The sequence below is a fragment of the Aciditerrimonas ferrireducens genome, assembly GCF_023130475.1.
Lineage (GTDB): Bacteria > Actinomycetota > Acidimicrobiia > Acidimicrobiales > UBA8190 > Aciditerrimonas > Aciditerrimonas ferrireducens.
On the sequence record NZ_JAKHEX010000021.1, the window covers coordinates 1 to 13,268 of the forward strand.

Here is a 13,268-nt window from a genome sequence, read left to right on the forward strand (position 1 = left end):
GTTCTCGGCCGCCGCGTGGAAGTAGGCCTCCGAGCAGTAGGACTTGGCCAGGCTCGAGACCACCGGCAGCTCCTCGTTGTCCTCGGCGGCGGCCCAGGCGGCGTAGTAGGCGGCCGACTTCGCCGACTCCACCTCCATGAGCATGTCGGCGCACTTGTGCTTGATGGCCTGGAAGCTCCCGATGGGCCGGCCGAACTGGATCCGGGCCTTCGCGTAGTCCACGGCCATCTCCAAGCAGCGCTGAGCCCCACCGACCTGCTCGGCAGCCAGAGCCACCACGGCCAGCTGCAGCATCTTCTCCACCACCGGCCCGGCCCCGCCCTCGGTGCCCACGAGGGTCCCCGGGGTGCCCGAGAAGGTGACCTTCGCCTGCTTGCGGGTCTGGTCCATGGTCGGCAGGGGCGTGGTCGAGAGCCCCGGGGCGCCCTTCGTCACCGCGAAGAGACTCGGGCCAGCGTCGGTGCTCGCCACCACCAGGAGCAGGTCGGCGACGTGCCCGTCGAGCACGAAGAGCTTCGTCCCCTCCAGGGTCCAGCCCTCCTGGCCGCGGGTGGCGCGGGTCTCGATGCCCTCCAGGCCCGGTCGACCCGCCGCCTCGGTCAGGGCCACCGTCCCGATGGCCTCGCCCCCCGCCAGCTTCGGCAGCCACTCGGTCTTCGCCGCCTCGTCCCCGCTGTGCAGCAGGGCGCTTTGCGCCAGGGCCACCGTGGAGAAGAACGGGGCGCAGAGCAAGGCCCGGCCCATCTCCTCGAGGACCACCGCCAGCTCCACGAAGCTGAACCCGGCCCCGCCGTACTGCTCGGGCACCACCAGGCTCTGGAGGCCCAGCTGCTCGGCCATCTGCTGCCAGACCGCCGGGTCGTACCCCTCGGTCGTCTCCATCAGCCGACGGACCTCGGTCACCGGCGACCGGTCCTCCAGGAACCGGCGGACCGACCGCCGGAGCTCCTCCTGCTCCTCGCTGAAGGCGAAGTTCATCGCAGTCTCCTGCCTCTGCTCGGTCCGCCCGGCCCTCGGCCGGATCGGCGTCCTCCTCGGGACCTGGCCCGCGGCTGGCGGTGCCCCCGTCATGTCTACCAGACCGCCCGGTCAAGCGCTGCGTGGCCCCCCGAGGGGTGACCCACGGCGGCGTGGCCAGCGGGTCAACCGGGCAGCCCGAGCGCGAAGGGGGCAAGATCAAGGGGTGCCGCACTACGAGGACAGCCTGGTCGAGGTCCACAGGGTCGTGGTCGGCCCCCTGGACAACAACGTCTTCGTGGTCCGCTGCCGCCAAAGCGGCGACGCCGTGCTCATCGACGCCGCGAACGAGCACGAACGCCTGCTGCCCCTCTGCCGGGAGCTCGGGGTCCGGGCGGTGCTCGAGACCCACGGCCACTGGGACCACATCCAGGCGGTGCCCCAGGTCCGAGACGCCGGCCTCGACGTGGCCGTCTCGGCCGACGACGCCGCCATGCTGCCGGCCTACGACCAGGTCCTCGAGGACGAGCAGGTCCTCTCGGTGGGCCGGCTGCGCCTCCGGGTGCTCCACACCCCGGGCCACACCCCGGGTTCGCTCTGCTTCGCCGTCGAGGGCACCCCCCTGCTCTTCACCGGCGACACCCTCTTCCCCGGCGGTCCCGGCAACACCGCCCTGCCCGGCGGGGACTTCCCCACCATCATCGAGTCCATCGACCGCCGGCTCTTCGCCGCCTTCGACGACCGGACCCTGGTCCTGCCCGGCCACGGCGCGGACACGACCATCGGCGCCGAGCGACCCCACCTCGAGGAGTGGGTCGCCCGGGGCTGGTGAGCCCAGCGGCCCCGGGGGCCGGGCCGGCGCCCCCCGACCGCCGTCGAGCGCCCGGGGGGGCCCTGCGCCGACCGACCACCTGGCTGGCCCTCCTCGGCGGCCTCGGTGCCCTGCTGGCGGCGGCGATGGCCCCGGCACGAGCAGCAGCCAGCGCCAGGCAGGACTGGTCGCCCTTCGTGCTCGTCGCCGGCCTGCTCCTCGTCGGCCTGGTGGCCGAGGTGGACGGGCTCTTCGCGGCCGCCGGGCGGCTCCTGGTCCGGCTGACCGGCGACGGCCTCGGCCTGGTCCTCGGGGCCGCCCTGCTCGTCGCCCTGGTCACCGCCGTGCTCAACCTCGACACCTCGGTGGCCTTCGTGACCCCGGTCCTGGCCTACGCCGCTGCCCGCCGTCCCCCCGTCGTCCCCTTCGCCCTCGGGCTGTGCCTCTTGCTGTCCAACGCCGGCTCGCTTCTCCTGCCGGGCTCCAACCTGACCAACCTCATCGTCCTTGGCCGCCACCACCTCTCGGGCGGCCGCTTCCTCGCCGAGGCTGCCCCCGCCTGGGCGGCTGCCGGGATCGTCACCGTCGCCCTCGTGGCCTTCGCGGCCGGCCGAGCGCTCCGCCAGCGGTCGGGGCCGGCAGCCGAGGCAGCGGTGGCTGGGGCACCGGTGACTGGGACGGCGGTGGCTGGGACGGCGGCCGGCACCCCCGGATCCCCGACCCCGGCCGGCACCGACCCCCGACCCCGGCCGCCCCGGAGCGGGTCCCCGCACCCCGGCGGCCTGCTGGCCGTCGCCGGGGTCACCGTGGCGGTCGTGCTCCTGCCGAGCCCTGCCCTGCCGGTCCTCGGCATCGGACTCCTCGCGGCGCTCGTCCGCCTCGGCCAGGGGGCCACCTCGCTACGCCGGATCGGCGAGGTGCTCGGCCCGGCCGTCCTCGTCGGCCTCTTCGGCCTGGCCGTCGCCCTCGGCACCCTGGGTCGGGCCAGTGGCGCGCCTGCCAGCCTCCTGCAGCACCTCGACCCCCTCGGCACCGCCGTCCTCGGCGCCCTCGGGGCCGTGGCCCTCAACAACCTCCCGGCCGCCTCCCTGCTGGCCGCCGGCGCCGTCCCCCACCCCCTGGCCCTCCTCGTGGGCCTGAACGTCGGGCCCAACCTCTTCGTCACCGGCTCCCTCTCCTGGGTCCTCTGGCGCCGCTCGGCCGCCCAGGCCGGGGCCATCCCGCCGCTCCGCCAGACCGTCGCCCTCGGTCTCCTCTCGGCTCCCCTCGCCCTCCTCGCCGCCGTCGGGGCCTTGGCCCTGGCCCACTGAGCCGGGACGGACGCTCGCGCTCAGGGGAAGACGCCGCGGGCCTCGAGGGCGGCCGCGACCCGCTCGACGGCCACCACCCCGGCCGCGTCGCGCAGGCTCACCCCGAGGTCCTCGGCCCGGACCCAGACGGTCTGGAAGGCCTCGTCCATGGTCCGCCCCAGCCGCTCGGCCACCAGGGCCTCCTCCCAGCGGTACCCCTGGCGGTTCTGGGCCCACTCGAAGTAGGAGGCGGTGACCCCGCCGGCGTTCGCCAGGATGTCGGGCACCACGGTGACCCCCCGTCGGGCCAGGACCTCGTCGGCCGCGGGGGTGACCGGCCCGTTCGCCGCTTCGACCACCAGCCGGGCCCGAAGCGCCTCGGCCTGGGACCGGTCGATGGCTCCCTCCAAGGCAGCGGGCACCGCCACGTCGGCCTCGACGGCCCAGAGCTCCGCCGGGTCCAGCGCGGCGCCGCCGGCGAACCCGGCCACCGAACCGGTCCGGTCGGCATGGGCGGCGAGGGCCCCCACGTCGAGCCCGGCCGGGTTCCAGGTGGCCCCGGCGACGTCGGCGACGGCCACTACCCGACATCCCGCCGAGGCCAAGAGGAACGCCAAGGGGCGGCCCACCTTGCCGAACCCCTGGACCACCACCCGCTGGCCGGCCACCGGCCGGCCGAGGGCCGACAGGGCCGCCCGGACGCAGCGCACCACGCCGCTGGCCGTCGCCCCGCTGTGGAGCCGCATGCCCCCGACCGCCAGGGGCTTGCCCGTCACCACCCCCGGCACGGCCCCGCCCTGGAGGAGGTCCACCGTGTCTTGGAGCCAGGCCATGACCCGCTCGTCGGTGTTCACGTCGGGCGCCGGCACGTCCCGGTCCGGGCCGAGCAAGCTGGCGATCCCGACGGTGTAGCGCCGGGTCAGCCGTTCGAGCTCCCCAAGGCTCAAGGCGGCCGGGTCGCAGCGGACCCCGCCCTTGCCGCCCCCGAAGGGGATGTCGACGACCGCCGTCTTCAGGGTCATGTCGGCCGCCAGGGCCACGACCTCGCCGGCGGTCAGGGCCGGGTGGAAGCGGATGCCGCCCTTCGCCGGCCCGCGGGCCAGGTTGTGGTGGACCCGCCACCCCGTGAACACCACGACCTCGCCGCGGTCCAGCCGGACCGGCACGGCCACCTCCACGACCCGCTCGGGGTGCAGGAGGACCGCGGTGACCTCCTCGGGCACCTTGGCCAGGCGGCAGGCGGCGACGATCCGCTCCTTCGCCGCCGCCCAGGGGTCGTAGGCCGGAGGCGCACCCGGCGGTCGCTCGGGATCCTCGGCCGTCTCGCCGGCTCGCCGGTCCTCAGCAGCAGGGCACATCGGGTGAGGCCCCCTTCCCCAAGCTGGCCCGCCGTCCCCCTCGTCGACGCCGGACCAGCGCCACCTGCCCCTGGCCCTCGGGCGCTTTCAGATCCGCCACCACCGGCGAGCGGGCCAGCACCAACCCGCCGATGCACATGACCAGAAGCGCCACCGACTCCACCACTCCCCGGCCCCCCGCCGTCTGGAGCTGGTCCCCGAAGAGCCCGATGCCGATGCCGATGGAGGCCAAGGGGTCCACGATGACCAAGGTGGGCTGGGAGGCGGTGACCGGCCCGGCGTGGAAGGCGTTCTGGGCCAAGAAGACCGCGGCGAGCCCCGATCCGGCCATGGCCCAGAGCTCCCAGCGGAGGAACAGCGTCCAGAACCCCTGGGAGAGGTCCAGCATGAGCTGGCGGATCAAGGAGGCGCTGAAGGCGAACATGATGGCGGCCGAGGCCCCGTACATGGCGGCCCGCCACTGGGCCGACCCGATCTGGGCCAGGCCGAGGGCCAGGGCGCTGGCTGCCACCACCGAGAAGGCCACGAGCCCCCAGACCCGCAGGTCCGGGACCCGGGGACCTCGCTGGGGGTCGGCGGCCGCCAGGAAGACCGCCAGCCCGCCGGCCCCCAAGATGGCCCCGCCCCACTCCCGAAGCCCCACCTGGACCCCGAACCACAGGCCCAGGATCGCCACGAGGAACGGCAGCTCGAGGGTCAGCACCGGCTGGACCTCGCTCAAGGGGCCCTCGTGGAGGGCCGCGGCCTGCAGGAGGAACCCGAGCAGCAAGGTGCCGGTCCCCGCCAACCACACCGGCCGGCGGATAGCGTGGGTCAGCAAGGCCAGCCGGAGCGAGGCTTCCGGCGGGGCCTCCCGGACCCCCAGGCGCTGCAGGATGGTCGTCAGGGCGTTGGCCAGGGCGGCCCCGACGGCGAAGAGGTACGCCATCACCGCAGTTCTAGCGCGTCTTGGGTCCCGGGCCCCGGGTCGGAGGGCAGGCGCCAGCTCCGCCGGTGCAGGGGACTGGGCCCGAGGCGGGTCAGCGCCGAGCGGTGCTCGGGGGTCCCGTACCCCTTGTTCCGGTCCCAGCCGTAGCCCGGGTAGCGGGCGGCCAGACCGGTCATGAGCCGGTCCCGGTGGACCTTCGCCACCACGCTGGCCCCGGCCACCGAGACGCAGCGACGGTCGGCGGCCACCACCGCCAGGACCCGGCCTGGGGCCTTCCCGCCCAGCCAGTCCAGGGGGCCGTCGAGGAGGACGACGTCGGGCCGGGGCAGCTGGGCGAGGGCCCGCAGGGTGGCGAGCCGCAGCGCGCCGAGGAGCCCCTCCCGGTCCACCTCGCTGGCCGCCGCGTGCCCCACGGCCACCCCGTGGGCCCAGCCGGCCAGGGCCGGGACCAGGGCCTCGCGGCGGGAGGCGCCGAGGAGCTTCGAGTCGCGCACCTCCGTCGGTGCGGGACCGGCGCCGGGGACCAGGGCGAGGGCCCCGACGCTGATCGGCCCGGCCCAGGCCCCTCGGCCGACCTCGTCGCAGGCCACGAGCACCCCGGCGCCCTGCCGCCACAGCCAGCGTTCCAGCCGGTCCGTCGGGGCCCGCAGGCGGGCCCCGCGGGAAGCAGCCCGGGCCGCCGCCCCTCTCCCCGCCACCGCCTCAGCGCCCTTCGGCGGACCCCAGCCGCTCGGGGTCCTCGACCGCGGCCACCAAGGGGAGCTCCTCGGGGTCGGGGTCGGTGCGGAGGAACGCGTCGAGGATCTCCTCGGCGAGGGTCGGGGTCAAGAGCCGCAGGCTGAGGGCCAAGACGTTCGCGTCGTTCCAGCGCCGGGCGCCGGCGGCCGTCGGGGCGTCGACGCACAGGGCGGCCCGCACCCCGGGGACCTTCCCGGCCGCCATGGCCACCCCCGTGCCGGTGTGGCAGAGCACCACGCCCATCTCGGCCCGGCCCCCGGCCACCGCTTCGCCCACCCGTCGGCCCACGAGCGGCCAGGGCTCGCCGACCGCCAGCTCCTCGACCTCCAGTCCTCGTCGTCGGAGCCCCTCGGCCACCGCGTCGCTCACCGGGGTCCGCTCGTCGGTTCCGAAGGCCACCCGCACGGCCTCAGGCTACGTCGCAGGGCGGACCGCCTCGGGAGAGGGCGGCGGGGCGGGGGCCTGCGGTCGGTCAGCGGAGGGCGTGGCGCAGCAGCTTCCCCATGGCGTTGCGGGGCAGGGACGCCACCACCCGCAGCTCCCGAGGGCGCTTGTAGGGGGCGAGCCGTTCGGCGGCCCAGGCCAGCAGCTCCTCGGGGACCAGCTCGGTGCCCGGGCGGGGCACGACCCAGGCCGTGACCACCTCCCCCCACTCCGCCGATGGGCGGCCCCCGACGGCCACCTCGGCGACCCCCGGGTACCCGGCCAGCACGTCCTCGACCTCCGCCGGGTAGACGTTGTAGCCCCCGCTGATCACCACGTCGCCAGCCCGGCCGAGCAGGGTGAGCCAGCCGTCGGGGTCCCGCCGGCCGTGGTCACCGGTGCGGAACCAGCCGTCCCGCCGGGACGCGGCGGTGGCCTCGGGCCGCCGCCAGTAGCCCGGGCCGACGCTGGCCCCCCGCACCCAGACCTCCCCGCTCTCGTCGACCGCCGCCTCCACCCCCGGCAGGCAGACCCCGACGCTGCCCGGGCGCGCCGGGGCGGCCGGCGGGGTGGAGGTGAGCATGAGGGTTTCGCTCATCCCGTAGCGGACGACCAGCGGCACCCGGGCCGCGACCAGCTGCCGGTGGAGCCCGGGGGCCAGGGCGGCCGAGCCGGCCACCGCCAGCCGCAGCCGGGCCAGGTGCTCGGCCAGTCTGGCCTCGACCAGCCGGTGGTACATGGTGGGAACGCCGAAGAACAGCGAGGCCCGCTCTTCGGCGAGGGCCTCGACCACCCCGGCCGGGTCGAAGCCGGGCAGGAGGACCACCTGGGCGCCGACGGCCAGGCTGTCGAGCAGGCCGACGCAGAGCCCGTGGACGTGGAAGACCGGCAGGCAGTGGACCAGGCGGTCCTCGGGTGTCCACTCCCAGGCCCAGGCCAGCGCGGCGGCGTTCGCCAGCAGGTTCGCCTGGTCGAGCAGGGCGCCTTTCGGGGCCCCGGTGGTGCCCGAGGTGTAGACCATGAGGGCCGGTGCCGGACCGTCCCCGCCGGCCCCGGCACGGGCGCCGCCGGCCGTCCCGGGCCCCGGCCGTCCCGGGGCGGGGACGGGGCCGCTCAGCGTGGGACGGAGCAGCTGCGGCAGGGGTCGGCCGGCCAGCTCGGCGGCGGCGTGCAGGCCCGCCTCCTGGGCCGCTTCGGCGAGCACCGCCTGGGGCTCGGCGTCCCCGAGCAGGTGGGCCAGCTCCCGGGGGGTCAGCTTCGGGTTGGCCGGGATCACGCTGGCCCCGGCCCAGAGGGCCCCGAGGACACCCAGGAGCTGCTCGGGGGTCGAGGTGCCCAGCCAGAGCACCCGCTGCCCCGGGCCCACCCCGAGCCGGGCCAGGCCCTCGGCCCACCCGGCCACCCGCTCGGCCAGCTCCCCCCGTCGCCACCACCGACCAGCCGGCCAGTGGCGCCAGCGCAGCGCCGGGGCCCCGGGGTCCGCGGCCCAGCGAGCCGCCACGCGGTCCACCAGGCGAGGCTCGGGGGCCAGGGCCGCCGGGCTCGGCGCCGGACGGCCGAAGGAGCTGGCGTCGGCCACCGCCTGCACAGCCGGCACGCTAGCGCCGGCCCGGGCGTCGAGGAACGGGGGTCCTAGCATGCCCCCATGGCCCTGCGCGTCGCCGTCGTCCCCCACACCCACTGGGACCGGGAGTGGTACGAGCCCTTCGAGGGCTTCCGCCACCGCCTGGTGGCCGCCCTCGACCAGCTGCTCGCCACGATGAGCACGGATCCCTCGTTCCGCTGCTTCTTGATGGACGGCCAGATGGCCATGGTCGACGACTACCTGGAGGTCCGGCCCGAGATGGCCGAGCGGATCCGGGCCCTGGCCGGGGCCGGCCGGCTGAGCCTGGGCCCCTGGTACGTGCTGGCCGACGAGTTCCTCCCCTCCCCCGAGACCCACGTCCGGAACCTCCAGCTCGGCCTGGCCCGGGCGGCGGCCTTCGGGGGGGCCATGGCGGTGGGCTACCTGCCCGACATGTTCGGCCACGTGGCCCAGATGCCCCAGCTCCTCCGCCTGGCGGGCTTCGAGCACGCCGTGGTGTGGCGGGGCGTCCCCCGGGCCATCGAGGCCTCGGCCTTCTGGTGGGAGGCGCCCGACGGGTCCCGGGTCCGGGCCGAGTACCTGCCCCTGGGCTACGCGAACGGGGCGGCGCTCCCCGAGGACCCCGAGGGCCTGCGCCGGCGCTTCGAGGCCCTGGCCGAGCAGCAGGCCCCCTTCGTCCGGGGCGAGCTGCTCGTCATGGCCGGCAACGACCACCAGCCGCCCCAGCCGGCCCTCGGCCGGCTCCTGGCCGAGCTGGCGGCCGAGGACCCCGACGGTCGGTGCGCCCGGCTGGTCTCCCTCCCCGAGTACCTCCAGCAGGCACCCGTCGAGGACCTGCCGACCTGGCGGGGCGAGCTGCGCTCGGGGGCCCGGGCCAACGTCCTCATGGGCGTCCTCTCCACCCGCGTCGACCTCAAGCAGCGGGCCGCCCAGGTGGCCCGGGAGCTCGAACGGCGGGCCGAACCGCTCCAGGCCCTCTTCGGCCGCCGCCCCGAGGCGGCCGCTGGGGAGCTGGCCCTGGCCTGGCGCCAGGTGGTCCGCAACGCCGCCCACGACTCCATCTGCGCCTGCTCGGTGGACCCGGTGACCGACGCCGTCCTCCAGCGCTACGCCGAAGCCCTGACGGTGGCCCGGGGAGTGGCCCAGGACGCCCTGGCGGACCTGGCCGCCTCCCTGACCGAGCCGGGGCCGACGGTCGTGAACCTGGCCGCCCGGGACCGGGCGGGCCTCGTCGAGGCCACCGTGGTCGGCGAGAACCCCCCGCCGCACACCCAGGTCCTGGCCGAGCCGGCCGGGGCCCTGGGTCTGCCCCGGGGCCTCGGCGAGCTCCGCCTGGACGCCGGGTCGGTCCGGACCCTGCTGGCCATGCTGCCCGACACCGCCCAGCTGACCGAGGACAGCTGGGTGCAGGCGGTGAACGTCGAGGAGGACGACGAGGGCCTGGCGGTGACCGTGGCCGTCGGACCCGAGGAACGGCCGGCCAGTGCGGTGGCCGGCGCCCGCGCCGACCTGCTGGCCCGGCTCCAGCGCCGGCCCGAGGCCACCGTCCGGCTCCGCCTGGACCAGCCGCCCACCCATCGGGTCCTCGCCCGGGTGGGTCCGGTGCCGGGCTTCGGCTGGGCCCCGTTCGCCCCCGAGGCCCCGACCGGCCCGGTGCGGGCCGAGGCCCTGCCCGACGGCGGGGGGATCCGACTGACCAACGGCCTCGTGGAGGTCCTCGTCGACCCGAGCGACGGCACCTTCGCCCTCGACGGCCTGGCCGGCTTCGGCCGGCTGGTCGACGGCGGGGACCTCGGGGACTCCTACAACTACTCGCCCCCGGCCCAGGACCGGCTCGTGGATCGGCCCGAGCGGGTCGAGCTGGCCCTCGAGGAGGACGGCCCCCTGCGGGCCCGGGTGCGGGTCAGCGCCGACTACACCTGGCCCGAGCGGGCCGAGGGCACGAGCCAGGCCCGGGTCGGCGCGTGCCCGGTCCGGGTCACCAGCCTGCTCGAGCTCCGGGCCGACGAGCCCTGGCTGCGGGTCCGGACCAGCTTCGAGAATCCGGCCCGGGACCACCGCCTTCGGGTCCACTTCCCCCTGCCCGAGCCGGCGAGCGGCTCGGTGGCCGAGTGCGCCTTCGGGACGGTCGCCCGGGGCCTCTCGGCCGAGGGACGACCCGAGGAGCTCGGCCTGCCGACCTTCCCCTCCCGGCGCTTCGTCCAGGCCGGCGGCCTCACCGTGGTCCACGACGGCCTCCACGAGTACGAGCTGGTGGACCTGGCCGAGGAGGACGGCCAGCCGGTGGCGAAGGGCCTGGCCCTGACCCTCCTACGGGCCACCGGCATGCTCTCCCGGGTCGGCATGGCCACCCGGCCCCTGCCGGCCGGCCCCCTCACGCCGGTGGAGGGCCTCCAGATGGTCGGCCGGACCGTCGAGGCCCGCTACGCCCTCTGCCTGGCCCCCCTCGACCCCTACGAGCTGGCCGACGACGTCCTGGTGCCCCTGGAGGTGGTGACCGGCCTCGGCGGCGGCACCCGGCCGGCCCGGGGTCAGGCCCTCGCGGTACACGGCGCCGAGGTCTCGGCCCTCCGGCGGGTCCACGGGGGCCTCGAGCTCCGGGTCTTCAACCCGCGACCCGCCCCCACTGAGGTCCGCCTGCCCGGCCGGCGAGGCTGGCTGGTCGACCTCCGGGGCCGACCCCTGGAGCCGTTCACCGAGGGCCTTCCGCTTCGGGCCTTCGGCATCGCCACCCTCTGGCTGCCCGACGACCCGGCCGCCATGCCCCCGGGCGCAGGAACCTCCGCCTAGCGGCCCGGAGAGCCGGAGGACCACGGGGCCCCGGGGTCGCCCTCGGGGCGCCGGGCCGCCAGGACCTGCTCGCCGAGCCCCCGGAGGCCCTCGAGGTCCCGCAGGACGCCGGCCAGCCGGTCCAGGCGCCGCCCGGCCCGCCGGTCGCTCGGCGCGGCCTCCTGCCCCCGGCGATGGAGGTTCCAGAGCTGGACCCGGCCGACGTCCCGGACCATGCGCGGCCGGAGCGGCGTGGCCTCCACTTCGGCCAGGACGGCCTGGACTGCCGCTGGCAGGTCCCGGGCCGCCTGCTCGGCCACCAGGGCGTGGCGGACCTCGTCGGCCGCCAGGACCGTCCCCGGGTAGGCCAGCTGGGCGATCCGGCTGGCCAGGTTCACCACCGGCCCGAAGTAGTCCCCGTCCTGGGCCAGGACCGGCCCCAGGGCCAGGCCGACGCGGACGTCCGAGAGCAGCTCGTCGTCCGCGTAGAGCTCGGCCAGCCGGACCGCCACCGCCACCCCCGCCCCGGGCCGCTCGGCGACGAACATGGCTTCGTCCCCGATCATCTTCACCAACCGTCCACCCAGCGCCGTGATGGTCTCGTGGGCCAGGGTCTCGAACCGGTTCACCACCGTCGCCAGGGTCGCCTCGTCCAACTGCTGGCTCAGCCGGGTGAACCCGACCATGTCGGCGAACCCCACCACCAGCTCGGGCGACCCGCTGGGCTGACGGCCCCGCTGGGCCATGGCTCGGCGCACCGCCGCCTGGAGGTGCCGGCGCCAGACGAACTCGAGGAGGCGAGCGACGGCCGGCAGGGACCGGTCGGCCACCTCGACGAAGCGGGCGGCCGCCTCCACGCTGTCCCCGCCGGCGATCCCCAGCGGCGTGGCCGTCGCCGCGAGCTCCGCCTCGGCCACCCGGCTCATGGCGACCCCCACCACGCGGGTCAGGCCGACCGCCGAGGCCAGGTCGGTCACCCCGAGGTCCACGAGCTCCTGGAGGGTCAGCACCGCCTCGACGTCCTGCTCCCCGAAGAGCCGCTCCTCGGGACCGAAGTCCGGGAACCCGAGGGCCCGCCAGAACCGGGCCAGGACGTCCACGGCCATGCCGGTGGCCTCGGCCACCTCCTGGGCGGTGAACCGCCGACGGGTCGGCAGCAGCAAACGGTCCGCCACCAGCAGATCCACGACGTCGCCGGCCAACGCCGCCTGGAACTCCTCCTCGCCGACCCCCGCGGCCTGCAGCACGGCACGGACCCGGGCCAGTGCCGCCGCTCGCCCCTCGTCGGCCTCGTCGCCCGGCGCGCTCGGGCCGGACCCCGCAGCTCCCCGGCGATCGCCACTCATCGCCCTGGGCCCTCTCGCACCGGGCCCTCTCGCACCGGGCCCTCGGCCGACACGGGTTCGCCGAGGTCCCAGAACTCGGCCTTGGCCGTGCGGCTCATCAACCGGTCGACCGCTTCGACCACGGTGGCCCGACCTTCGAGGACGTCGAGCACCTGCTGGCCGATCGGCAGCTCGACCCCGTGGTGGGCGGCCAGTTCGACGAGGGGACGGGCACTGACCACGCCTTCGACCACCATGCGGGAGCCCCCGAGGATCTCGGCCAGCGGCCGGCCCTGCCCGAGGGCCACGCCGGCGGAGCGGTTCCGACTGTGGGGACTGGTGCAGGTCGCCACCAGGTCGCCGACTCCCGCCAGACTGGTGACGGTCAAGCGCTCGCCGCCGAGGGCCACCACCAGTCGGCCCAGCTCGGCCAGCCCTCGGGTCACCAGGGCCGCCAAGGAGGAATCCCCCAGGCCAAGACCCACGGCCATGCCAGCGGCGAGGGCCAGGACGTTCTTCGTCACGCCGGCCACTTCGCAGCCCACGACGTCGTCGTTCGTGTAGATCCGCAGCCGATCGGTGTGGAGCAGGCGCTGGGCCAGCAGGGCGGCGCTGGGATCGGTCATGGCCACGACCGTGGCCGCGGGCTGGCCAGCGGCGATCTCGTGGGCGAGGTTGGGCCCGGAGAGGACCCCGCGGGGGCACTGGGGCAGTTCCTCGGCCAGCACCTCGGTCATCCGACGGTGGCTGCTCCGCTCGAGGCCCTTGGCCAAGCTGACCACCGGCACCCCGGGGGGCAGCCACGCCCGAGCCTCCCGCACCACCTGGCGAAACCCGTGGGAGGGAACCGCGAGGACCACCAGGCTGGCCCCTTGAACAGCCTCGGCGAGGGAGGCCGTCACCCGGACCCCCTCGGGCAGGACCAGGTCGGGAACGTAGTCGGGGTTCCGCCGATTGGCGGCGAGGGCCGCCGCCAGTTCGGGGCGTCGGCACCACAAGGCGGTCGGTCCTCGGCGCCCCGCCAGGGCCGCCACGGTCGTCCCCCAGGATCCGGCGCCCAGCACGCAGACCCGTTCCATCGCCGG

At 76.2% G+C, this 13,268-nt stretch carries 11 protein-coding genes; 3 read left to right on the forward strand and 8 right to left on the reverse strand.

Translation table 11 applies throughout. The annotated features are described in order from the left end of the window. A partial coding sequence (locus tag Acit_RS10490; protein WP_248108853.1) for an acyl-CoA dehydrogenase family protein occupies positions 1 to 978 on the reverse strand: 978 nt, incomplete at its 3' end. 205 nt (positions 979 to 1,183) lie between these two features. Here Acit_RS10490 and Acit_RS10495 point away from each other — a divergent pair. Together Acit_RS10495 and Acit_RS10500 are read left to right on the forward strand one after the other, a co-directional pair. Continuing rightward, a complete protein-coding gene (locus Acit_RS10495; protein ID WP_248108856.1) occupies positions 1,184 to 1,789 on the forward strand; it encodes an MBL fold metallo-hydrolase in 606 nt (201 codons plus the stop codon). Next, on the forward strand, positions 1,786 to 3,078 hold the full coding sequence (locus Acit_RS10500) for an SLC13 family permease (RefSeq protein WP_248108858.1): 1,293 nt from the start codon (positions 1,786 to 1,788) through the stop codon (positions 3,076 to 3,078). Before Acit_RS10495 ends, Acit_RS10500 begins: the two co-directional genes overlap by 4 nt. A gap of 20 nt (positions 3,079 to 3,098) precedes the next feature. Here Acit_RS10500 and Acit_RS10505 read toward each other — a convergent pair whose 3' ends face one another. The 5 genes from Acit_RS10505 to Acit_RS10525 form a co-directional block, all read right to left on the reverse strand. Further along, positions 3,099 to 4,415 (reverse strand): Glu/Leu/Phe/Val family dehydrogenase, encoded by a 1,317-nt coding sequence (locus Acit_RS10505; RefSeq protein ID WP_248108861.1) that lies wholly within the window; start codon positions 4,413 to 4,415, stop codon positions 3,099 to 3,101. Beyond that, on the reverse strand, positions 4,399 to 5,343 hold the full coding sequence (locus tag Acit_RS10510) for a DMT family transporter (protein WP_248108864.1): 945 nt from the start codon (positions 5,341 to 5,343) through the stop codon (positions 4,399 to 4,401). Before Acit_RS10510 ends, Acit_RS10505 begins: the two co-directional genes overlap by 17 nt. Further along, positions 5,343 to 6,041: a ribonuclease HII gene (gene rnhB / locus Acit_RS10515; protein ID WP_248108867.1), complete on the reverse strand. Its 699-nt coding sequence runs from the start codon at positions 6,039 to 6,041 to the stop codon at positions 5,343 to 5,345. The genes Acit_RS10510 and rnhB overlap by 1 nt, the downstream gene beginning before the upstream one ends. A 4-nt stretch (positions 6,042 to 6,045) precedes the next feature. Next, positions 6,046 to 6,486: an RpiB/LacA/LacB family sugar-phosphate isomerase gene (locus Acit_RS10520; RefSeq protein ID WP_248108868.1), complete on the reverse strand. Its 441-nt coding sequence runs from the start codon at positions 6,484 to 6,486 to the stop codon at positions 6,046 to 6,048. A gap of 67 nt (positions 6,487 to 6,553) precedes the next feature. Beyond that, positions 6,554 to 8,143, reverse strand: a complete 1,590-nt coding sequence (locus Acit_RS10525; RefSeq protein WP_248108870.1) for a class I adenylate-forming enzyme family protein — start codon at positions 8,141 to 8,143, stop codon at positions 6,554 to 6,556. A gap of 6 nt (positions 8,144 to 8,149) precedes the next feature. Here Acit_RS10525 and Acit_RS10530 point away from each other — a divergent pair, with 6 nt between their 5' ends. Next, complete coding sequence (locus tag Acit_RS10530) at positions 8,150 to 10,879, forward strand: glycoside hydrolase family 38 N-terminal domain-containing protein (protein ID WP_248108872.1); 2,730 nt, start codon at positions 8,150 to 8,152, stop codon at positions 10,877 to 10,879. Here the strand turns inward: Acit_RS10530 and Acit_RS10535 are convergent. Continuing rightward, positions 10,876 to 12,204: an adenylate/guanylate cyclase domain-containing protein gene (locus tag Acit_RS10535; protein ID WP_248108874.1), complete on the reverse strand. Its 1,329-nt coding sequence runs from the start codon at positions 12,202 to 12,204 to the stop codon at positions 10,876 to 10,878. The two genes, Acit_RS10530 and Acit_RS10535, sit on opposite strands and share 4 nt — an antisense overlap. After that, on the reverse strand, positions 12,201 to 13,262 hold the full coding sequence (locus tag Acit_RS10540; protein ID WP_248108876.1) for an NAD(P)H-dependent glycerol-3-phosphate dehydrogenase: 1,062 nt from the start codon (positions 13,260 to 13,262) through the stop codon (positions 12,201 to 12,203). The genes Acit_RS10535 and Acit_RS10540 overlap by 4 nt, the downstream gene beginning before the upstream one ends. Positions 13,263 to 13,268: the final 6 nt, after the last annotated feature.